This window comes from Acinetobacter sp. R933-2, assembly GCF_030325485.1.
Taxonomy (GTDB): Bacteria; Pseudomonadota; Gammaproteobacteria; order Pseudomonadales; family Moraxellaceae; genus Acinetobacter; species Acinetobacter sichuanensis.
In genome coordinates this window covers 80,927-102,006 of sequence record NZ_JACAIJ010000012.1, presented here as the reverse complement: position 1 = coordinate 102,006, position 21,080 = coordinate 80,927, and the positions used below count along the sequence as shown (strand labels likewise).

At 36.3% G+C, this 21,080-nt stretch carries 20 protein-coding genes and 1 CRISPR repeat array (1 of these 21 cut by a window edge); of the genes, 13 read left to right on the top strand and 7 right to left on the bottom strand.

The annotated features are described in order from the left end of the window. Positions 1 to 65: 65 nt before the first annotated feature. From HX005_RS14455 to HX005_RS14435, 5 genes are all read left to right on the top strand, one after another. Positions 66 to 452, top strand: a complete 387-nt coding sequence (locus HX005_RS14455; protein WP_107009783.1) for a septum formation initiator family protein — start codon at positions 66 to 68, stop codon at positions 450 to 452. After that, on the top strand, positions 421 to 1,134 hold the full coding sequence (gene ispD / locus HX005_RS14450) for a 2-C-methyl-D-erythritol 4-phosphate cytidylyltransferase (RefSeq protein WP_286377886.1): 714 nt from the start codon (positions 421 to 423) through the stop codon (positions 1,132 to 1,134). Before HX005_RS14455 ends, ispD begins: the two co-directional genes overlap by 32 nt. A gap of 94 nt (positions 1,135 to 1,228) precedes the next feature. Continuing rightward, complete coding sequence (rodA, locus tag HX005_RS14445; protein ID WP_107009785.1) at positions 1,229 to 2,365, top strand: rod shape-determining protein RodA; 1,137 nt, start codon at positions 1,229 to 1,231, stop codon at positions 2,363 to 2,365. 116 nt (positions 2,366 to 2,481) lie between these two features. Beyond that, positions 2,482 to 2,961: a hypothetical protein gene (locus HX005_RS14440; protein WP_286377885.1), complete on the top strand. Its 480-nt coding sequence runs from the start codon at positions 2,482 to 2,484 to the stop codon at positions 2,959 to 2,961. A gap of 11 nt (positions 2,962 to 2,972) precedes the next feature. After that, positions 2,973 to 3,605 (top strand): protein DA1, encoded by a 633-nt coding sequence (locus HX005_RS14435; protein WP_286377884.1) that lies wholly within the window; start codon positions 2,973 to 2,975, stop codon positions 3,603 to 3,605. A 3-nt stretch (positions 3,606 to 3,608) separates the two neighbouring features. On the opposite strand, the gene ygaH is transcribed toward HX005_RS14435, so the two are convergent. Next, positions 3,609 to 3,950, bottom strand: a complete 342-nt coding sequence (ygaH, locus tag HX005_RS14430) for an L-valine transporter subunit YgaH (RefSeq protein ID WP_286377883.1) — start codon at positions 3,948 to 3,950, stop codon at positions 3,609 to 3,611. Continuing rightward, positions 3,940 to 4,686 carry an AzlC family ABC transporter permease gene (locus HX005_RS14425; protein ID WP_286377910.1) on the bottom strand — a complete coding sequence of 249 codons (747 nt, stop codon included), beginning with the start codon at positions 4,684 to 4,686 and terminating at the stop codon, positions 3,940 to 3,942. The genes ygaH and HX005_RS14425 overlap by 11 nt, the downstream gene beginning before the upstream one ends. A gap of 149 nt (positions 4,687 to 4,835) precedes the next feature. Between HX005_RS14425 and HX005_RS14420 the strand changes: the two genes are divergently transcribed. Beyond that, positions 4,836 to 5,294 (top strand): hypothetical protein, encoded by a 459-nt coding sequence (locus HX005_RS14420; RefSeq protein ID WP_502872751.1) that lies wholly within the window; start codon positions 4,836 to 4,838, stop codon positions 5,292 to 5,294. Between the two features lie 101 nt (positions 5,295 to 5,395). Here HX005_RS14420 and HX005_RS14415 read toward each other — a convergent pair whose 3' ends face one another. The 5 genes from HX005_RS14415 to HX005_RS14395 all read right to left on the bottom strand — a co-directional run bounded on the left by HX005_RS14415 (position 5,396) and on the right by HX005_RS14395 (position 10,948). Beyond that, positions 5,396 to 6,016: an aminotransferase gene (locus HX005_RS14415; protein ID WP_286377881.1), complete on the bottom strand. Its 621-nt coding sequence runs from the start codon at positions 6,014 to 6,016 to the stop codon at positions 5,396 to 5,398. A gap of 201 nt (positions 6,017 to 6,217) precedes the next feature. After that, entirely contained in the window at positions 6,218 to 7,888 is a 1,671-nt protein-coding gene (locus HX005_RS14410) for an FMN-binding glutamate synthase family protein (protein WP_286377880.1), read from the bottom strand. A 175-nt stretch (positions 7,889 to 8,063) separates the two neighbouring features. Beyond that, complete coding sequence (locus HX005_RS14405; protein WP_286377879.1) at positions 8,064 to 9,227, bottom strand: ribosomal protein uL16 3-hydroxylase; 1,164 nt, start codon at positions 9,225 to 9,227, stop codon at positions 8,064 to 8,066. A gap of 722 nt (positions 9,228 to 9,949) precedes the next feature. Further along, complete coding sequence (locus HX005_RS14400) at positions 9,950 to 10,558, bottom strand: Maf family protein (protein ID WP_286377878.1); 609 nt, start codon at positions 10,556 to 10,558, stop codon at positions 9,950 to 9,952. Positions 10,559 to 10,564: 6 nt separating this feature from the next. Continuing rightward, positions 10,565 to 10,948, bottom strand: a complete 384-nt coding sequence (locus HX005_RS14395) for a DUF2237 family protein (protein WP_286377877.1) — start codon at positions 10,946 to 10,948, stop codon at positions 10,565 to 10,567. A 139-nt stretch (positions 10,949 to 11,087) separates the two neighbouring features. On the opposite strand from HX005_RS14395, the gene HX005_RS14390 reads away from it, so the two are divergent. The 7 genes from HX005_RS14390 to cas6f all read left to right on the top strand — a co-directional run bounded on the left by HX005_RS14390 (position 11,088) and on the right by cas6f (position 20,646). Beyond that, positions 11,088 to 12,275, top strand: a complete 1,188-nt coding sequence (locus HX005_RS14390) for a phosphoglycerate kinase (RefSeq protein ID WP_286377876.1) — start codon at positions 11,088 to 11,090, stop codon at positions 12,273 to 12,275. Positions 12,276 to 12,475: 200 nt separating this feature from the next. Then, a complete protein-coding gene (gene cas1f, locus HX005_RS14385) occupies positions 12,476 to 13,444 on the top strand; it encodes a type I-F CRISPR-associated endonuclease Cas1f (protein WP_286377875.1) in 969 nt (322 codons plus the stop codon). Further along, positions 13,441 to 16,818: a type I-F CRISPR-associated helicase Cas3f gene (gene cas3f, locus HX005_RS14380; RefSeq protein WP_286377874.1), complete on the top strand. Its 3,378-nt coding sequence runs from the start codon at positions 13,441 to 13,443 to the stop codon at positions 16,816 to 16,818. Before cas1f ends, cas3f begins: the two co-directional genes overlap by 4 nt. 33 nt (positions 16,819 to 16,851) lie before the next feature. Then, positions 16,852 to 18,102 carry a type I-F CRISPR-associated protein Csy1 gene (csy1, locus tag HX005_RS14375; RefSeq protein WP_286377873.1) on the top strand — a complete coding sequence of 417 codons (1,251 nt, stop codon included), beginning with the start codon at positions 16,852 to 16,854 and terminating at the stop codon, positions 18,100 to 18,102. Next, positions 18,102 to 18,986, top strand: a complete 885-nt coding sequence (csy2, locus tag HX005_RS14370; protein WP_286377872.1) for a type I-F CRISPR-associated protein Csy2 — start codon at positions 18,102 to 18,104, stop codon at positions 18,984 to 18,986. The genes csy1 and csy2 overlap by 1 nt, the downstream gene beginning before the upstream one ends. Before the next feature lie 26 nt (positions 18,987 to 19,012). Next, a complete protein-coding gene (gene csy3 / locus HX005_RS14365) occupies positions 19,013 to 20,029 on the top strand; it encodes a type I-F CRISPR-associated protein Csy3 (RefSeq protein WP_286377871.1) in 1,017 nt (338 codons plus the stop codon). Positions 20,030 to 20,031: 2 nt separating this feature from the next. Then, a complete protein-coding gene (cas6f, locus tag HX005_RS14360) occupies positions 20,032 to 20,646 on the top strand; it encodes a type I-F CRISPR-associated endoribonuclease Cas6/Csy4 (RefSeq protein WP_286377870.1) in 615 nt (204 codons plus the stop codon). A gap of 131 nt (positions 20,647 to 20,777) precedes the next feature. After that, positions 20,778 to 21,080: a CRISPR direct-repeat array (repeat unit 28 nt; unit sequence GTTCACTGCCATGTAGGCAGCTTAGAAA) (it continues 2,967 nt past the right edge of the window).

The following is a 21,080-nucleotide window of genomic DNA, read 5'->3' as shown; positions in this document are numbered from 1 at the left end:
AAAGTAAACTACTGATTTTAAATATACTTTGTCGATAATTCATACTCTTGTCGATAGCCCTAAATATGTTAGAAGTCTTTAAGTCAACATCAAGTAAAGTTATTTTTATTATTGCACTGTTGATCGTTATTATATTGCAATACCGTTATTGGTTTGGTGATGGTGGATATTTTCCACATCAAGCATTATTGCAGCAAATTCAGCAACAGACTGAAGTAAATAATGAGCTAAAAGAACGTAATCGTATTTTGGCAGCAGAAGTATATGACTTAAAAAATGGTGCAGAAGCGATAGAAGAACATGCACGTCTTGATTTAGGTCTAATTAAACCACATGAAACTTTTGTACAAATGAGTACGATTAGTACCCATTACAAACCTATTTATATTGATCCAAATGCGCCAGTAGACGACAGAACCAATGAAGATGAAATCCCACCTGAACAACCGTAAGTTATGGGCAATTATTCCTGCGGCAGGCTCGGGAAGTCGTTTCTCCAAGACAGAACTTAAACAATATCAATTGATTCAAAATAAAACGGTCTTAGAACATACTGTAAATCGTTTAATGCAGTTGCCTCTTGCGGGGTGTGTGCTTGCAATAGGCGAACAAGATGATGTTGCTCAAACATTAGCATTTGAACAAAAGGATAAAATTCACTTTTGTTTAGGCGGTGCTGAACGTGTAGATTCAGTGCTGAATGCTTTACTTTATCTAACCGAAATTGCTGAACCAGAGGACGTCGTGTTGGTACATGATGCTGCCCGTCCATGTGTAACTTTGGATTGTCTGAATCAATTATTAAATGTTGTAAAACAGACTGAAAGCAGTGCAATTTTAGCAGTTCCAGTACGTGATACTTTAAAACATGTTGCTAAAAACCATGAGATTGACAAAACTGTGAGTAGAGAGCAACTTTGGCAGGCACAAACGCCTCAAATGTCGACAATAGCTCAACTCAAACAAGCAATAGAACACGCATTAAAAAACCAATGTGTCATTACAGATGAAGCAAGTGCTTTAGAGTTTATTGGGCAAACCGTTCAAGTGGTTCAAGGGCGTTCAGACAATATAAAAATTACTTATCCAGATGATTTAGAATTGGCTCGTTTAATTTTAATGGCACAACAATAAAATTGAGCAAATTCATAAGAATTATAAAGGGAAAGATGTTTTCTTAGACTTTTCTCTTTATAATTTTGTTTCTTATTTTTTTGTAGAAAATAAAATGCCACCCACCGAGCAATATCGCTTCTTACGACATTCCTTAAGGGATGGTCGCAGCTTCAATGAAACTATTTCAAAATGGGATAAATTACATTTAGACCCTTGGTTATTGGCATTTTTGCTTATCAATGCCGCACTGGGTTTATTAATGGTTTATAGCGCATCTGATCAGGATGTTGGGATGTTGGCACGTCAAGGTGTCAGTTTTATCGTCGGCTTTATTTTACTTTTTTTGTGTGCGCAAGTTCCACCTAAAGTTTATCAAGCGATTAGCCCATATTTTTATATCTTTGCCATTATTTTATTGGTTTTGGTTCTGTTGGTGGGAGATGTTCGACTTGGTGCAAAACGTTGGCTAACGATTCCTGGTATTGGGAGTATGCAACCCAGTGAGTTTACTAAGTTCGCAATGCCATTAATGATGGCTTGGTATTTTTCACGTCAACCTTTACCGCCTAAATTTCGTCATGTAATCGGTGCATTAATTTTAATGGTTGTGCCTTTTGGTTTGGCATTATTGCAACCTGATTTAGCCATAGGGATTGTGATTGGTGGCGTGTTTGCGCTGTTCTTAAGTGGTATGTCATGGACATTAATCATTGGTGCTATTGTAGCAGCAGCCATGGCTTTGCCTTTAGTTTGGATGTTTGTCTTACAAACCTATCAAAAGAAGCGCATATTAACCTTATTTGATCCAGAATCAGATGCTTTAGGTGCAGGTTGGAATATTATTCAATCTAAAATTGCTATTGGTTCAGGTGGCTTTACAGGCAAAGGTTATCTTGGTGGAACGCAGTCGCAGTTGGGCTATTTGCCTGAGCATCATACTGACTTTATTATGTCAACTTATGCCGAAGAGTTTGGTTTTATTGGTGTTTTTTTACTATTTTTGTTGTACGCAGCAATTATTTTCCGTTGTATGATGATTAGCCTTGGCTGTTTTCATAATTATGGACGAATTTTAGCAGGTACAATTGGTTTATCATTATTTTTCTTTGTATTTGTAAACTCAGGCATGGTGAGCGGAATTTTGCCTGTCACAGGGGATCCATTACCATTAATGAGTTATGGCGGAACGGCTGTGATTGCATTATTAGCGAGTTTTGGTATTGTAATGTCGATTCATACCCATCGTTAAGCGCACAGAAAGGGATGTTTGATAAAATGTCCCTTTATTTTTATATAAAAAAATCTAAAATTTAATCTCAGTAAAATACTTAAATAAATTCAATTTTATCATCAGGGATACAAAATATGATTCGCCCACTTTTACTTGCAACTACGATATTCTTGAGCACTTCAATGTTTAACTTCGTTTATGCTGATAAAGCAACAAACATCGAAATGAAACAACAAAATGCCCAAAAAGCTTATCAAGCTGATTTTGAGTTATTTGTTCGTTTGATGGAGCAAGTGGATATGCAAAAAATGACCACGATGATTGTAGAAGATGCTGAAACTGCAACAGTTGAACAGACAGCACAGGTCGCTGACGTGATTAAAAATTTACAAGCTTTGAGCCAATCTCTCGATCAAGCTAGTTTCGCAACACCTGAAGGTAAAAAAGTTCGAGCTGCTTTTATTGCTTATAATGATGATTCAATTTATTTGTTGAAAAATCAGAAGCAATGGGAAAATGACGAAAAACAGAAAGAAAAACTGATTAAACATTCTGAGCAGCTCAATCAAACTTTGGTTGAGTCTATACAAAAATTAAAAGTATTCGCAGAATAATAAAGTAAAAAATGATTTTAGATTATTTTCAACGCCAAGTTTTATATCCTTGTTATTATTGTCAACATCAGCATTTTAAACACGATATTTTAAGTTATGCGGATGGTCGTATGCTCTGTAAAGATTGTGCGAAACATATCATTGTGAGTCGTGAAAATTTACAAGTCGTAGCGCAATGGGTACTCAAGCAAATTGAAGACTTAGGTTTGAAATTTACACGGGGTCATACTTACGTTAGCTTAGTCAGTAAAGAAAAAATGATTTCTTTGGGTTTTGAGCAAGCGGAAGGTTTGGCAACGAACATCATCGCCACTGATATGTTTTTTAAAAATAAACATTTAAATGCACAAATTTATGTGATTTATGGTATGCCCACAGCAAATTTAGTCTGGGTTTTGAGCCATGAAATTGGGCATGTATTGGTTTCACAGCATCAGTATCAATTTAATACTCAGGAAGCAGAAGAAGGTTTTTGCCAGTTAATTGCTTTATTGGTGAGCCAAAAATCACAAAACCCGTTAATGCCTAGGGTATTGTATAAAGAGTTCAATAATCCTGATCCAGTCTATGGCGATGAGTTGCGAAAAGCCTATGAAGCATATAAACAACAAGGCTTTTCCAATTATTTTCGGGCGTTTATTTAGGTTTTAAAGCGGTAAATAGGTATATACCAAGCCATACGAAACTGCAGCAATTAAAGTTGCCAATACAATTTTTTTAAATTTAAAATAAATACCCATAAGTACGATAAAACCAACAAACATCGCAAAGCTTTTATTTGGTGTTTCAATCAGGGCTGGCAAAGTCGCTACAATGAGCATAGAACTAATGGCAGAAATTCCAATACTTGCTAAAGCAATTTTAAGCCATGTTGCACCACGTTGTTGTTTATTTTGTTGGCTTTTTTGAATTAAAAAAAATGGACCGAAACGTGAGGCAAAATTTGCAATACCAACGACAATTCCTACTAAAATAATTTCAAGATTCATTTGTTTCTCCTGAAGTGTTGGTAGGAATATCATCATGTTGTTTTAAAACATAATGTTTGAAAATTCCTGCAAGTATTCCTGATAATATTCCAATGAAAATAGCTGCGGATAAATTGATGAAATAGCATGAAATAGCAGCAACAATCAAAGAAATACAGACAACAAAAGTATGCTTTTTCTCAAAAGCTGCCAATAAAAAACTTAAAAATAAGGCAGGCAATAAAAAGTCGAGCGCAGCTTGTAAAAACTGAGGTAAATGCGCAACTTGGTCAGAGAATAGCCCTCCTAAAAAAGAACCTAAAGCCCATGACAGCCAGCTAAATAAACTTAAGCCTAACATCCAAGACTCAGACCATTCTTGACGTCTTTGTGAAAGTTTAATCATACCCGCAGCAAAAACTTCGTCAGTTAAACCCCAAGACCAAATGGCTGTTTTTTTAAGATTTAAACGATCTTGAATGAGGTTTTGTAATGCAGGTCCATAAAGAATGTGGCGTATATCAAGTGCGATCACAGTCAGTGCTGTCATCCAAATTGAAGTTCCACTACCAAGTAATGCAACGACTAAAAATTGACTGGCACCTGCATACATAGAGCATGATAAAAACAAAGCTTCCCATGCGGTAAATCCAAACTGAGTTGCAGAGACACCAAAAGCAAAGGAAACGGGTAAATATGTAAAAATAATCGCTTGACTATCTTTAGCACCTTGCCAAAATCCAGCAGGCTTGACGATAGAGCTTGTGTGTTGAGACACGTAACACCTAATTGGGAGTAAAACAAAAGGTAAAATCAAGATTGTGTATTGTACTCGAATTTACTAGCATAGTGCTCAATTGTTTAATTTGGCGATTTACTATGTTGTTGGTGAAATTTCCTGCGTTGATGAAGTCAAACTTAATTATCCTCAGTCTTGTTATTTTGCAAGGTTGTGGTCAATCATCTTCAGACGCTGAACCAAAAGCACCAATTCAGCCTGCACCAAAACTGACAAATGATGCAACTGTATATGCAAATGAAGCATGGAAGTTAATAAATGAAGTAGAACCTTTTGTTTATCGTAAACAATTGAATTTAATAGAGGAAAAGGTTAGAAAACCAGTGCGTAAACTCAGTACGGATTGGCGTATCAATGTTAAAATGACAGATTCTGTGACAGAAGGAAAATATGCTTTATGTCGTAAATCTTTAACAAGTTTAGATAGCTTTGCTCGTGCAACTTTAGAAAGAGATCATAATTTAATACAGAAAAAAACAGACTATGAACGTGATAAGGCACAGTGTAAAGATGCAATTGATAATCCAAGTTTAGGAAATACCAAAGCAAATACTAATTTATTTTAAATAGATGAAAATTATTTTAATCTTTTATTTTTAGAACAAAAAAATAAATGAATTGAGTCAAAAATGCACTGTAAAGTGCATTTTTTAATTGTAGAAAGAGTTTATTTTTTAAGCATTAAAATGGGGTCTTCAATATCATAACCTGTTTCAAACGGAATGCCTCGATATTGTACTGTGATCAACATTTTATCTTGTTTAGGAATAATAAATTGCTGTTTAACTTTTAATTTGGAGTTATAGGCAATAGCTTTTTCTATATTACTTTGAAATGAAGGATTGGAAACACGATATGTATAGGTGGTTTGTGCTTGGGTTTGTTGAGCATCATACCACGTTGGGACTTGTTTTATATTTTTCTGAAGATAAGAAATATGATTTTCGACTTTTACAGACCTTAAAGGTTGTAAACGTTTTTGAATTTTATTGAGTTCTTGATTGAATTTAGTATCTTCTTGATCATAATCAATTTTTTTTGTTTTAGGGTTGATGTATAAAGAGTTAACCTGAATGATTTTATTGGGGTTTTTATTGTTTTTAAATTGATAATAATAGAGCTGTGGCAGTCGACCACGTTCATCCTCAAAATGTCGAAGTAAATAAACTTTTTGATCTTTGGCATCATAACCTAAAACTTCGATACTTTGTGGTCCACCAACTGTTGCAAAAACAGGTGTAGCGATACTTAAGCTCATATATAACAAAACGTTTTTAATCTTTAACATTTTATGCTTCTCAAAGTTTGATCATACATATTTTGAGATTTAATCTTAGGGAAATGATAGAGATTCTGTATAGATATTTTGTCATTATTTTTATTTTGATCGGCTTTTAAAAATAAATGTGTATTTAGCGATTTTTCATTTGTATAAATAAAATAAAAGAGGAATATATCCTCTTTTATTTTTGTAAATGTTTAAATAATATTAAAACTTTTCAGCAGAAGCTAAATTCCACATTCTAAAATAAAAATTTTCGTCATCTTTATTTTCACAAGAAAGTAATTCACCATTTTTCATCCAAAAATGTAATTGAGCATAGTTTTTGATTTCACGGTCATTAATGCGCTGTGCTAAATGATGCGCTTTAATTTCTGATGGATGTTGTAGACCTGCTGCGGCGATCATTTCTGCAAGTGCTTTTAAAGTGTTTTGCTGAAAATGATAAACTCGTTCAGATTTTGTTGGTACATCTAGCGCTTTTTGACGTTCTTTATCTTGAGTTGCAACGCCAACAGGGCATTGGTTGGTATGACAGCTCTGCGCTTGAATACAACCCACAGCAAACATGAAACCACGAGCGGAGTTGACCCAGTCTGCACCCATCGCCATAGTGCTAGCAATATCAAAAGCACTGATGATTTTGCCACTTGCACCCACTTTCACTTGGTCGCGTAGTCCCGCACCAACTAAGGTATTATGCACAAAAAGTAAACCTTCACGCAGTGGTGTACCCATATGATCAATCAGTTCAATGGGAGCTGCGCCAGTGCCACCTTCTGAGCCATCAACGACGATAAAATCGGGCACAATTTTAGTGGCTAACATGGCTTTGACAATACCCATAAATTGCCAAGGTTGTCCTATACATAGTTTAAAACCAACAGGTTTTCCACCAGATAATTCGCGTAGTTTTTGAATGAAATGCATCATTTCGATAGGGGTGCTAAATGCAGAATGTGCAGCAGGTGATACACAATCTCGATCACGTGGAACGCCACGAATTTGAGCAATTTCTTCACTGATTTTATCTTTAGGTAAAATACCACCATGCCCCGGTTTAGCACCTTGTGAAAGTTTGATTTCAATCATTTTAATCGCAGGATTTGAAGCTTGTGATTGAAATTTTTCAGGATCAAATTTTCCATCTAAAGTTCGACAACCAAAATATCCACTGCCGAGTTCCCAGACAATATCTCCTCCATTTTCAAGGTGATAAGGGCTAAGACTACCTTCACCAGTATCATGGTAGAACTTGCCCAGTTGCGCACCTTTATTAAGTGCCCGAATGGCATTTGCACTTAAGCTACCAAAACTCATGGCTGAAATATTCATGATTGAAGCGCTATAAGGTTGCGTACATTGTTGATTTCCAATCGCGATTCGGAAGTTATTATGGTCAGCTGGTACGCAAGGTGTTAATGAATGCGTCAGGAAGCGATAATCATCTTGGTATACATTGATAATAGAACCAAAGGGTTTATCCGCATTTTCATTTTTAGCGCGTTGATAGACCAAACTACGCTGCGAGCGTGAAAAAGGTAGCGCATCTTCATCAGATTCAATGAAATATTGACGAATTTCAGGACGGAAACTTTCAAAGACAAAACGAAAGTGCCCCATAATTGGATAGTTTTTTAAGATGGCATGTTTTGTTTGAATAATGTCATAAACACCAACCAAACTGAGTGCAATACTGATCACCCATGCGATATTAAGGACAGTGTCTGAAAAAAAATAGTAAATAAAATGTGATTCATGCAGGAAAATGACCCAAGTCAAATACACTGCGATAAATAAACAAAGAAACCAAACGGAATATCGTGAAAAAAATGTATTTAAAAACTTAGTTCTGATTGCTTGAGCAGGGCTTGCCATATGAATAGTTTGTCCAACTTAATATTTATAGTGCTAAGTTGCCAATTTTATAACGTTTTCTCAAGTGTTGAATTGTTAGAAATAAGAAAGATTCTATTTTAAATTTTAGAGATTTTACCATAATACAGATGAAGTCAAAGCATAGTGCAACACTTTGACTTCTTTGAAGATAGAATTATTGTTCTGTTGGAACAAGCATTAAAATCGACTCATTTAACAGCATCACGATATCTTCCAAAATTTCGTCATCCGCCAAATCAAGATTGAGCTCAACACTTTGACCATCTGCAATTTGCTGTAAAAGTGGTGTAAATGCTTCAGAAATACAAATACCTTCACCATTTGCCCAAAATAACACTTGTTCATCTTGATCTGAGTAAAGTAAGCGTGAAGCAGGCTCAAGTTGGATCAAATAACCTTGCTCAAGAACTTCTTCCAGATCACCTGTACCCAATGTTTCCGCTTCAGGAATATTTTCAGGATATTTGGATTCAGACATTAAACTCATAATGGCATCATCCAAAACCATTGAGTTTTGTAATTGTTTAAAAATTTCTGCTTTTAAATAAGCCAGTTCATTTTCAGTGACTTCACCTGCACGTGAAACTTGGTCACGAATAATATCAATGAGTGGATTTTTTAATGCAGTATTTTCAGAAAATTTATCACAAACCCGATCCATCATGTCAGGGACATTTGGCATGCGGAAACCAAAGGAATAGGTCAGGCAATCGTCTTCAGCAACACCATAATGTGACAAACCCGGGGGTACATAGAGTAAATCGCCAGGCGCCAACACTTCATCAAAATGAACCTCCATTTCAGGCAGGAGTTTTAAGGGCTGTCCTTCAATAAATGCTGAATCAGCATCACACATTTGCCCCAATTGCCAACGACGATGCCCAAAACCTTGTACTAAAAATACATCATAAAAATCAAAGTGCTGACCTACAGAACCACCTTTAGGTGCGTATGACACCATAATGTCATCACGTCGCCATTGTGGAATGAATGGAAATTTTTTCCAAAGCTCAGCCAAATCAAAAGAGTAATGGTCAATCGCCTGAACGAGTAAAGTCCAAAGCTTGGGCATTTTTTGGAAATCACCTTTGATGAGCGGTGAGTTTTTCACAGTCCATTGATTTGGATCTTTGTCTTTTTGTTTGATTAAACGTGCAGTGACATTTTCATCCAATGCCAGTTCCATGACATCATCAGGCACTAAAATCTCAGCAATTTCAGGAAGAGCATTACGCACTAATAATGGTTTTTTTTGCCAATATTCTGAGAGAAACTGTTCAGCGGTGATTCCGCCCAATACGTCTAATGGTTGTGACATGTAAATAGCCTAAGCAAATTTGGATCAATATTGGAGGTATTGTCTTATGAGATGTGATGAGGCGCAAGTGTTAGACCACAAATCTCCGAGTCAAATTACTCAGGCTGTTTTAAATGATGTGTAGTCGATCAGCGCTGTTTAAGAAAGCATGCTACTTGCGGCACTTTTAATTTGAGCAGTGTTTTAAAAAGTATACTGATTTTATTTTAAACTCTCATCAAATATGATGAAAATTTGAAAACACAGTAAATTTTAAGAAAATACTATCCACTATTTTCTTAATAACTGATGTTACGCAGTAACTCTAAAATTAAACTTTGGAGCTAGAAAAATGTGGATACGCGAAAACGTCATCCGCAACGTGTTTGAGGCAGGACTACTTTGGATAGAAATGTTTCTGCGATGTATTTATCAATTTGCGGTGGTCGACGAGTTTTGCGGTGAGGATCCTCAAAATATATTTTGAGTCTGCAAGATGGTTTTCTTGCAAAGCTTCGCTTTTCATTTTGCCGAATGAGAAACATCGTTTCGTAAGAGTAGGTCAAGCTGAAGGCTAATCCCAAATTTCAACTTTAGATGTAAGATCCCGTCGTGTAAATTTAGCTTTTGCTTTTTTCAGCTATTTAATTTAAATCCAATGCGTAACATCAGTTAATAATTTTAGCCAGCATATAATTTAGAACACCTCTTTTTTATTCAAATGATCATTTGAGATTGAAACTTCAGGGAAGAGAAATCCCCAAAGTTCTTAAAATTTGACACAACTGAATCATCGGCATACCCATCAAAGTAGTTTGATCTTGCCCAATCATTTGTTCAAATAACGAAATGCCTAAACTTTCACATTTGAAACTGCCTGCACAATATAACGGCTGATCTATTTCGATGTAGCGTTGAATTTCTTCAAGACTTAAATCACGAAATTTCACATGATAATGTTCAACCAAAGTCTGTTCAAAACCAGAAGCCAAATGTTGCACACTCAATGCCGTACTGAAATAAACATTTTTGCCTGAATTTTCTTGAAGTTGTTGAATGGCTTTTTCGACAGTTAAAGGTTTGCCAATAAAGTCCTGAGGTGCATGTTCACGCCATGCCACCTGATCGGAACCAATCACAATGGCTTGAGGATGAAGCTGTGCAATAACTTGGGCTTTTTCAAATGCTAGACGTTGAGCTAAATCATCGGCATGCATTTCACCACGCGGGGATTCATCAATTTCAGGTGCGATACAACGATAATCGAGTCGCAAACGATTCATTAAATCTTGTCGTGTTTGACTCGATGATGCCAAAATAATGTCAGGTAAATTTGCAATTAAATTAGACATAATCTTTTAAACCGAATATTCCATTAACACATCTAAGGGAACATAAGAGAGTACTGCCTGATGACAAGCCTCTGCTTTTACACGTGGCGCTTGCCCATCTTGATAGGCTTGAACCCAACGTGTTACACAGATACACCAAAAATCACCTGGTTGTAAGCCAGGGAAACCATGCTCAGGAAGAGGGGTAATAAGATCATTTCCTGTACGTTGAGAATAACTTAGAAATTCAGACGTCATTTCCGCACAGACGGTATGCTGCCCCAAATCACTGGGCGCAGTATGACAAAAACCATTACGAAAATAACCTGTAATTGGAGAAAAACAACAACTTGCCAAAGGGTGACCAAAGACATTTAAACCGTTAATTTTTGGATCAGGATGAAAAGACATAAGCACATAAAGATTTGAAGTTTGCTCTATAATAATCAAATCTCAACATTTCTACAGCTTTTCTACAAAAGTCGCTAACCTTTTTTGGTGTAATCATTTAGAATCAACGCGATTTTTTATATCTAAAAGAGAGCTATACATGAATTTTCAGCGTATGACTGACCTTGATTTAACGGGCAAACGTGTTCTGATTCGTGAAGATTTAAACGTTCCTGTGAAAAATGGTGTAATTACAAGTGATGCACGTTTACGTGCTGCATTACCAACCATCAAACTGGCACTTAAAAAAGGTGCAGCGGTCATGGTTTATTCTCACCTCGGTCGTCCTGTTGAAGGTGAAGCGAAAGCAGAACAATCATTGGCTCCTGTTGCGGCGTATTTGACGGAAGCTTTGGGTCAAAACGTAAAATTGATGACTGAATATTTAGATGGTGTTGAAGTTGCCGCAGGTCAAGTGGTATTACTTGAAAACTGTCGTTTCAACGTGGGTGAAAAGAAAAATAATCCTGATCTTGCTGCAAAATATGCAGCACTTTGCGATGTATTCGTGATGGATGCATTTGGTACAGCACACCGTGCAGAAGCATCAACTGAAGGTGTTGCACGTCTGGCAAAAGTTGCAGCCGCAGGTCCATTACTTGCTGCTGAATTGGATGCATTAGGTCGTGCATTACAAACCCCTGAAAAACCAATGGTGGCAATTGTTGCAGGATCTAAAGTTTCGACTAAACTTGATGTATTGACTTCACTTTCTGATATTTGTGATCAAATCATTGTGGGTGGGGGTATTGCCAATACTTTCCTTGCTGCTGCGGGCTTCAACGTTGGTAAATCATTATGTGAAAATGATTTGATCGACACTGCAAAAGCGATTGCTGCCAAAGTTTCTGTACCACTTCCTACAGATGTTGTTGTTGCTGATGCGTCAGAAATCAATTTTGACGATTTCTTAGGTTCGCTTGCTGCTGCAAAAGCTGTAGTGAAAAAAGTTGAAGATGTTGCAGACAATGACATGATTTTGGATGTCGGTCCTGAAACTGCAAAAGCCTTTGCTGAAATCTTAAAAACATCAAAAACCATTCTTTGGAATGGCCCTGTAGGTGTATTTGAAGTGGATCAATTCGGTGAAGGTACTAAAGCACTTTCATTGGCGATTGCTGAATCGGCTGGTTTCTCGATTGCAGGCGGTGGTGATACTTTGGCTGCGATTGATAAATATGAAGTTGCAGACAAAATTGGTTATATCTCGACTGGCGGTGGTGCATTCCTTGAGTTTGTAGAAGGTAAAACACTACCTGCAGTTGCGGTACTGCTTGAACGTGCATAATGTAAAGCATTCGCTTTAAAATAAAAAAGACCGACTTAGATCGGTCTTTTTTATGGGTTAAATAAAAAAAGAATATATCCAATGATCAATTGTACGACATCATTTGTCGTTTAAATGAGATGTTGTACTTGTAGATAAAAATAAATATGTTATTTATATTTCATGGACTTAATGATAATAAATAGGATGTTAAATATAAAATGGAGCAGCTCAATCCCTCAGATTTAAAAGCGATTTTACATTCTAAACGTGCCAATCTCTATTACCTTGAACATGCCCGTGTCATGCAAAAAGATGGTCGGGTACTGTATCTGACAGAAGCTAAAAATGAAAACCAGTATTGGAATATCCCCATTGCCAATACCACAGTGATTATGCTCGGTACAGGAACCTCGATTACTCAAGCTGCGATGCGGATGCTTGCAAGTGCAGGCGTTTTGGTGGGCTTTACAGGCGGTGGCGGAACGCCTTTATTTATGGGCTGTGAAATAGAATGGATGACACCTCAGAGTGAGTATAGACCTACGGAATATATGCAAGGATGGATGCAATTCTGGTTTGATGATGCAAAACGTCTTGAGGTCGCAAAACAGTTCCAATTGGCAAGAATTGAATTTATCAAAAAAGTTTGGTCTAAAGATCGTGATTTAAAAGAATATGCTTTTCATATAGATGACTTGGATATTCAAATGGCACTCAATGGTTTTAGCAATAAAATTCCACAGATGACAAAAGTAGGTGATTTACTGCTTGCTGAGGCTGCAACCACCAAACAGCTTTATAAAATTGCTGCTACACGCACAGGATTAAAAGATTTTAGTCGTAATCCTGAGCAAGGCGATTTAGCAAATGATTTTCTCAATCATGGCAATTATTTGGCTTACGGATTGGCTGCAACCACGCTTTGGGTTTTGGGGATTCCGCATGGCTTTGCGGTGATGCACGGTAAAACCCGCCGTGGGGCTTTGGTGTTTGATATTGCCGATTTGATTAAGGATGCTGTGGTTTTGCCTTATGCCTTTATTTGTGCAAAAGAAAGGATGAAGGAACAGGAATTTAGACAGCAGTTATTGCAGAAATTTACAGAGCATAAATGCTTGGATGAAATGTTTGATCAAGTGAAATTGCAAGCTTGCAAAAATCACGATGAGCATGGTGAAGCGCTATGATTGTGACATTCATTTCCCAATGTGAAAAGAAAGCCATTCCACGGACACGCCGTGTCTTGGATGCTTTCGCAGATCGAATTGGTGATAACACCTGGCAAACCGTGATTACCGAAGATGGTTTGATTGCGGTGAAAAAGTTACTGCGTAAAACGGTGACTAAAAGTACAGCGGTGAGTTGTCATTGGATTCGAGGTAGGCGACGTAGCGAGTTGCTTTGGATTGTGGGGAATCGGAATAAGTTTAATTCTGAGGGAATTGTTCCTGTAAACAGTACAAAGAAAAAGCTGGATCAGAACAAGTGGGAAAATGACTGGCATTATTTACCTTTAATCAAAGCCTTGGTTGCTGTTTCAGCTTTATTACATGATTGGGGCAAAGCAACTGTTTTATTTCAGCAAAAATTATTGAGTAAAGAGCATCAATTTAAAGGTGACCCAATCAGACATGAATGGATTTCATGTTTATTACTCAATGCTTTGGTGCAGTCATCTGGAAATATAGAAACAGATAAGGCATGGCTAAAATTGCTCACTGAACAAAGTTGGGATGAAAATATATTAAAGCAAACCATTAGTAAAAATTTAGATCAAACAAGAGTTTTAGAATATTTGCCACCGTTAGCACAGTTAGTGGCATGGTTGATTGTTTCACATCATCGTCTACCCAATATTAAAGATGATAAAACATTAAAAAGTTACACCAGTGAACCTGCGACAAGTTTAGATGAATTGTTTGAACTTATTGAAGTGGATTGGGGTTATCAAAATAAGTTTGAAGAAAAAGAATATCAACAACGCTTAAAATTGTGTTTTGAATTTGAGCAAGGCTTATTGAGCAAGTCATTAAGATGGACAAAGGAAATTAAGAAATGGTCCGCACGTTTACAACAGCAGTCTGAGCATCTTTCTCAAATCATTGCAGATGGCAGTTGGCGTGTTATTTTGCATCATACACGTTTATGTTTAATGCTGGGTGATCATTATTATTCCTCCTGTAATGCAGATAAAAATTGGAAAACAGATTTAACTTTAAGAGCTAATACAGACTCAAAAACCAAAAAGCCAAAACAATATTTAGATGAGCATTTGGTTCATGTCAGTGATACTGCCATGCGTGTGGCGCAGTCTTTAAGTCGATTGGCTGATGATATGGAACCTGCTTATGATATTGCAAAATTAAAAAAGAAAAGCCCTGTAGGTTTTGAATGGCAAGATCAAGCAGTTAAAGGCATTCAAAATTTTATTCAAAAAAATGAAAGTGCAACTGAACAAGGCTGGTTTATTGTCAATATGGCAAGCACGGGCAAGGGAAAAACGATTACCAATGCGAAAATTATGCAAGCCTTATCCAAAGATCAATCCTTGCGTTATGTATTGGCATTGGGTTTACGGACGCTGACCTTGCAAACAGGTGACTCATATCGCAATGATATTGGTTTAAGCAATGATGAACTTGCAGTATTGATTGGTTCTAAAGCAGTACAGGAACTTCATCATAAAAATAATGCGAAACAGCAAGAAGTAGAGACAGATATAGAGGAAATTGGTTCTGAGTCATTAGAAGAATTATTGGGAAATGAATTGGATTATGAGTCCATGCCACAAGCTGATTTTATGAATGCCTTATTTCCTGAAAATCAGGCAGAGCGTAATAAAGCATTTTTATATAAACCTGTTTTAGCTTGTACGATAGACCATATTATTTCTGCAACCGAAACCAAGCGAGGTGGAAAATATATTTTACCAAGTTTGAGGTTGTCTTCTTCTGATTTAGTCATTGATGAAGTCGACGATTTTGGTGGTCAGGACTTGATTGCAATTGCACGGTTGGTACATTTGGCAGGCATGTTAGGGCGAAAAGTGATGATTTCGTCTGCAACCATTCCACCTGCATTGGCTGAAGGTTTTTTTAATGCTTATCAACAGGGTTGGATGCTTTACAGCGCTTTTAAAAAGTTAAAACAGCGCAATGTCGTTTCAATGTGGGTGGATGAGTTTAAAACTCAAATTCAATCTATTGAAGTTAAAGATCAAGCTCAGATTATTCCGAGCTATCAAAATGCACATGATAAATTTGTAAAAATTCGAGCGAATGAGCTTACACAGCAAATCATTAAACATAAGGCTTATATTATTGAATGTGAAGATTTAGTTGCGACAAAACCTGTAGATCGCTTGGATGAAAGTCTACAAAATCAATATTTTGAAAGAATTCGACAAAACATTGAGCATCTACATCAAGATCACCATACAGTCGATATTAAAACAGGGAAGAAAGTTTCTTTCGGTGTGATTCGGGTAGCAAATATTCCACCTTGTGTCGGCTTAACACGTTATTTACTTAATGCTGAATGGTCTGAAAATGTTTCCCCACGAGTGATGGCATATCATAGTCGTCAGGTTTTGCTTTTGCGTAGTGAGCAAGAAAGACATTTAGATGAAGTGTTGAAACGTAAAGAAAAACAAGGTGAGCAACCCAAATCATTTTCAAATGAAGCCATTAGAGCGCATTTAGATTCAACCGATGATGAGCATGTCATTTTTATTTTAGTTGCAACGCCTGTGGAAGAGGTTGGGCGAGATCATGACTTTGATTGGGCAATTGTAGAGCCATCTTCGTATCGGTCAATTATTCAGTTGGCAGGTCGTGTTTTAAGACATCGAAAATTATCACAAGATATCGAAAAGCCAAATATTGCACTGTTGCAATACAATTTAAGGGGCTTAAAAAATGCCAAAGTGGCTTTTGAAAAGCCTGGTTTTGAAGTCAACTCTGATAAAGGTAATTTTAGATTAGAAAGTAAAGATTTAAAGCAATTGCTGGATCAGAATATTTTAGAGGTTGGGATAAATGCGATTCCACGTATTCAGGCTAATCAGCCTTTGCAACCGACAAAAAAGCTGGCTGATTTAGAACATGCTGTTATGGCTGATGCGCTTACGTCCTATACTAAAAAAGGTGCAAAGCCATTAAATGCGTGGTTAACGCAATATTGGTTTTTGACAGCATTGCCACAACGTTTTAATCCGTTTCGACAGAGTTCACCAAATATTCAGTTATTTGTGACATGGCAAAACGGCAAGCTTGTGTTTTGTGAAAAAAATGATTTTGGCGAATATATTGCACGTGATGGTTTTTATAACATCACATTTGTTGAATTGAATGAACTTGAAAAGCAAAGACTTTGGCTGAATCGTAATTATTACGACATATTATGTCGTATGGCAGTTGAAAAACCTTCAGAAAATGAAGATATTGAAGGAAATATAGAAAAACTGTCAAAGCGTTATGGGGAAATAATGTTGCCTGAATATGATGAGGATAAAAAACTGATTTATTCGGAACAATTTGGCTTAGTGGTTTTAGATAAATAATTGAGGAATTAGAAGAATGAATAAGGGGAAAGCATGACTGCAAATATTCATAATTTTTTAAATGAACGAAAAGAGTTATGGCTAAAAGATCGTTTAAAGAAAGCCAAGAATGATGCTGAAATTTCTGAATTGCAACAACAGGCGAATAGTAAATTCAGTTTGCAGGAATGGTTGCCTGATGCGGCAAAGCGAGTTTCTCAACTTTCAATGGTCAGCCATCCGAGTAAATTTAGCCATCCAAGTGCGAGGACTTCAAGTGTTATTGCCCAAGTAAAACATGCTGTAGATGGTTATTTACGTAGTGGTAATGTCACTTATCCATTGGATGTATTTGGCAATGCAGCTGCTATGGATGTTTATAAATTTTTATCGCTTGATTTAACTGATCAATATACGGTACTTGATGGCTTTGAGCAACAAGATCAACTACTTAAAACGATGATTCAGCAAGAATCCTTAGATTTTGATGCATTACGTCAGGCATTTTTGGTGATTAAAAATGGTGATAATTCTAATAAAACAGATCACCTGATCAAGCAAGTATATTTTCCTGTCGAGCAGGGTAAATATCATTTGCTATCGCTATTAACACCATCTGGTTTGATGACAAAATTAAAACAGAATATTGATGCAATGCGTTTTTCTGATGAAACTAAACAAGCAAAAGAAAATCGTAAAAAAAATGAGCATGACGCATATGGCTTTTCAGATATTTATGATCTGACAGTAACAGCATATGGTGGAACTCAACCGCAAAATGTCAGTGTCTTAAATAGCCAAAATGCGGGCAGAGCGTATTTATTGGCAAGTTATCCACCAATTTTAGAAAAACGCTCAATACGATTACCAAAAACAGACTTTTTTGCACAGTGTTTATATCGAAAGAATTTTCAGGAAAGTTTTGTTCAATTACACAAATTCATGCAGTTAGATCTAAACAATATTGATATTCGTACTGCCATTAGAAACATTATCCAATATGTGATTGATCAGGTGTTATTTAAAGCATTAACAATCCGTGAATATTATGATGCAGGTTGGTCAAATCAAGACTATTACACAGGTTTGCCCAAAATACAGCGTGTCTGGTTAGATCAAATATATTCGAAACAACGTGAAGACAATGATGATTGGCGAAACGATGTGAGCCGAGAGATCGCTCGATGGATTCTACTTAATTATGAAAAAGTCATTAATGATGCATTTATATTGGGTACAGGTGAATTAATTGATGTTAAACAGCGTGTAGAAAAATCACTACAACAAGCACAGGAGTTTTTCTAATGCGCCATTTTTTATTGATTCCGCATATTAAAATCCATAATGCCAATGCAATGAGTAGCCCCTACACCATTGGATTTCCTGCAATGACCGCTTGGTTGGGTGCGGTACATGCGATTCAACGTAAATTAAATGCCCAAAATTGTGATGTTGAGTTGAGCAAAGTTGCGATCAGTTGTCATGAGTTTGATTTGCAAACCTATAAAGGGCGAGGGGATTTTGTACATTCTATTGTAGGTACAGCAAATCCTTTAGATAAAGATGGAAACCGCCCTGCATTTATTGAAGAAGCGCGTTGTCATTTAGAAGTTTCTCTTTTAATAGAAGTTGATCATTTAACTCGAAAGAAAAGAGAAGTTCTTTTAGAACAAATTCAATCTCTTGTAAGCAGTATGAAATTTGCAAGTGGTGATGTTCTGGCTGTCAGAAATTGTGAAATTCTTGACTTTGATGATGAAGAACAAATCGACAAGGAACTACATCCAATTTTAAATAAATTGATGCTTGGGCATGTTTTGATCGAACGCCGTGATCTCGTCATTGACAGTATGAACGAAGGTAAAGATGCTTTAGATGCAGTGTTGGATTATTTAAAAGTAACACATAGTTCAGTGGTTGATGATACAGACAAAGTAACTTGGTCATCTAAACGTAAAGCACAAGGCTGGTTGGTTCCAATTGCTGTTGGTTTTCAGGGCATCTCTGAATTAGGTCAAGCTAAAAATCAAAGAGATATGGATACACCACACCGTTTTGCGGAAAGTGTACTTACACTTGGTGAATTCAAAATGCCGTACCGTATAGAAAGTATTGATCAACTGTTATGGCAATATCATGTTGATCTGGAAAATAATTTATATCTTTGCCAAAACTTTAAAACAAACTAACTTAATATTGAAAGGGAATAAAACTCATGGCTAAAAATGACAAAGCAGTTGCAAGTGTATTGGCATTTGAAAAGAAGCTGGTTCCATCAGATGGATATTTTTATGGAACAAGTTGGGAAAACAGAACTGAGCAAACCGCGTTAAAGCTCATCGAAAAATCAGTACGAGGCACAATTTCAAATCGTTTAAAACCCGCAGTTGCAGGCGACCCATTAAAGCTGAATGCTGAGGTTGAAAAAGCAAATTTACAAACAGTCGATGCATGCGCATTGGCAGAAAATCAAGACACTTTGAAAGTTGCATTTACATTGAAAGTTTTGGGTGGAATAGAAAATCCATCTGCTTGTAATAATGAAACTTTTTTAGATTCTTACCAAATTGTTGCTAAAAACTATATTGAAAAATATGGTTTTACTGAGCTTGCAAAGCGTTATGCCTTAAACATTGCCAATGCTCGCTTTTTATGGCGTAACAGAGTAGGTGCTGAAAAAGTTGAAGTGATTGTGCAGATCAATGATCAGGAAGCAGTTAGCTTTAATGCATTAGATTATTCATTACATCAGTTTGAAAAAGTGGATGTCAAAATTCAAAGTTTAGCAGATCAAATTGCACAAGCTTTAAAAGGTGAAATTCCTTATTTATTGATCAAGGTTGAAGCCTATGCTTTAGTCGGTAAAGCACAAGAGGTTTATCCAAGTGAAGAATTGGTACTGGATAAAGGTAAGGGGACAAAGAGTAAAATTCTGTACCATGTCAATGATGTAGCTGCGATGCATTCACAAAAAGTTGGCAATGCTTTACGTACAATTGATACTTGGTATCCTGAATTTGACAATAAAAATACCGCGATTGCGATAGAACCTTATGGTGCTGTGACGAATTTAGGAAAGGCTTACCGAACACCTAAAGATAAAAAAGACTTTTTTACTTTATTTGATAAATATGCTTTAGGTGAAACTTTGGAAAATGCTGAACAGGAACATTATGTGATGGCTGTTTTAGTACGTGGTGGTGTATTTGGTCAAAGTGGAAAGGATGCCTGAATATGAAATTTTATCAGGAAATCACCTTGATTGATCAAGCTGAGATTTCCCCGTATTTTATTTGGTCAAAACTATTTACGCAGTTGCATATTGCATTAGCTGAAATAAAAGATGTGAATGAAAAAGTGAATATTGGTGTGTCTTTTCCACAGTATATTTTTGAAGAAAAAACAGAAAGTCAAAAAGCAAAAGTAAATTTAGGAAAAAAATTACGCCTTTTTGCTGAATCTGAAAATGATTTAAAGCAACTTGATTTTCAAAAATGGCTGGATCGACTCACTGATTATGTACATATTACTTCAATTCGTGAAGTACCTAAAACAGTGTCTGGCTATGCTATATATAAGCGAAAACAAGTTAAAACCAATGCACAACGTTTGGCTCGGCATCGGGTAAAACGTGGCGATATTGGTTTTGATGAAGCTTTGGCTCGTTATAGCAATGTTGTGACAACAACAGATTTGCCTTATATCCAAATGTTAAGTTTGAGTACTTCTGACGAACAGGATAAAAATCGATTTAAGTTGTTTATTGAAAAGCAATCTGCTGAAAAATCTGAAACTCAGGTTTTTAGCACTTATGGTTTAAGTTCGGTGTCATCTGTACCCGAATTTTAACCCAATATTTTATCACTCTTTAACAGTTTAATAAAATCAATAAGTTATGATAGTAGTTTAAAACTTGGGTCTTTTATGGATTTTAAGGGTTAAACTACTGTTATAGCTTTATTTTTTGTTGTAAAATTACAGTTCACTGCCATGTAGGCAGCTTAGAAACAAAAAATGATTCAATGAGTGTCGAGCTAATTGTTCACTGCCATGTAGGCAGCTTAGAAATGACTATACAATAACAGCTCAATTACAAAAGGGTTCACTGCCATGTAGGCAGCTTAGAAAATGAATATAAAACTTTTATATTAACGTTTGAAGTTCACTGCCATGTAGGCAGCTTAGAAATATAAATAGTTTTTTAAAAAATGCTTTTGCATGTTCACTGCCATGTAGGCAGCTTAGAAAATAGCAAAAGGATACATAGAATTAACGTCATAGTT

Bases quoted from the DNA above. Each gene is read 5' to 3' on its own strand.
- HX005_RS14455 (WP_107009783.1), top strand. From the start codon at position 66: ATGTTAGAAGTCTTTAAGTCAACATCAAGTAAAGTTATTTTTATTATT.
- ispD (WP_286377886.1), top strand. From the start codon at position 421: ATGAAGATGAAATCCCACCTGAACAACCGTAAGTTATGGGCAATTATT.
- rodA (WP_107009785.1), top strand. From the start codon at position 1,229: ATGCCACCCACCGAGCAATATCGCTTCTTACGACATTCCTTAAGGGAT.
- HX005_RS14440 (WP_286377885.1), top strand. From the start codon at position 2,482: ATGATTCGCCCACTTTTACTTGCAACTACGATATTCTTGAGCACTTCA.
- HX005_RS14435 (WP_286377884.1), top strand. From the start codon at position 2,973: ATGATTTTAGATTATTTTCAACGCCAAGTTTTATATCCTTGTTATTAT.
- ygaH (WP_286377883.1), bottom strand. From the start codon at position 3,950: ATGAATCTTGAAATTATTTTAGTAGGAATTGTCGTTGGTATTGCAAAT.
- HX005_RS14420 (WP_502872751.1), top strand. From the start codon at position 4,836: ATGAAGTCAAACTTAATTATCCTCAGTCTTGTTATTTTGCAAGGTTGT.
- HX005_RS14415 (WP_286377881.1), bottom strand. From the start codon at position 6,016: ATGTTAAAGATTAAAAACGTTTTGTTATATATGAGCTTAAGTATCGCT.
- HX005_RS14410 (WP_286377880.1), bottom strand. From the start codon at position 7,888: ATGGCAAGCCCTGCTCAAGCAATCAGAACTAAGTTTTTAAATACATTT.
- HX005_RS14405 (WP_286377879.1), bottom strand. From the start codon at position 9,227: ATGTCACAACCATTAGACGTATTGGGCGGAATCACCGCTGAACAGTTT.
- HX005_RS14400 (WP_286377878.1), bottom strand. From the start codon at position 10,558: ATGTCTAATTTAATTGCAAATTTACCTGACATTATTTTGGCATCATCG.
- HX005_RS14395 (WP_286377877.1), bottom strand. From the start codon at position 10,948: ATGTCTTTTCATCCTGATCCAAAAATTAACGGTTTAAATGTCTTTGGT.
- HX005_RS14390 (WP_286377876.1), top strand. From the start codon at position 11,088: ATGAATTTTCAGCGTATGACTGACCTTGATTTAACGGGCAAACGTGTT.
- cas1f (WP_286377875.1), top strand. From the start codon at position 12,476: ATGGAGCAGCTCAATCCCTCAGATTTAAAAGCGATTTTACATTCTAAA.
- cas3f (WP_286377874.1), top strand. From the start codon at position 13,441: ATGATTGTGACATTCATTTCCCAATGTGAAAAGAAAGCCATTCCACGG.
- csy1 (WP_286377873.1), top strand. From the start codon at position 16,852: ATGACTGCAAATATTCATAATTTTTTAAATGAACGAAAAGAGTTATGG.
- csy2 (WP_286377872.1), top strand. From the start codon at position 18,102: ATGCGCCATTTTTTATTGATTCCGCATATTAAAATCCATAATGCCAAT.
- csy3 (WP_286377871.1), top strand. From the start codon at position 19,013: ATGGCTAAAAATGACAAAGCAGTTGCAAGTGTATTGGCATTTGAAAAG.
- cas6f (WP_286377870.1), top strand. From the start codon at position 20,032: ATGAAATTTTATCAGGAAATCACCTTGATTGATCAAGCTGAGATTTCC.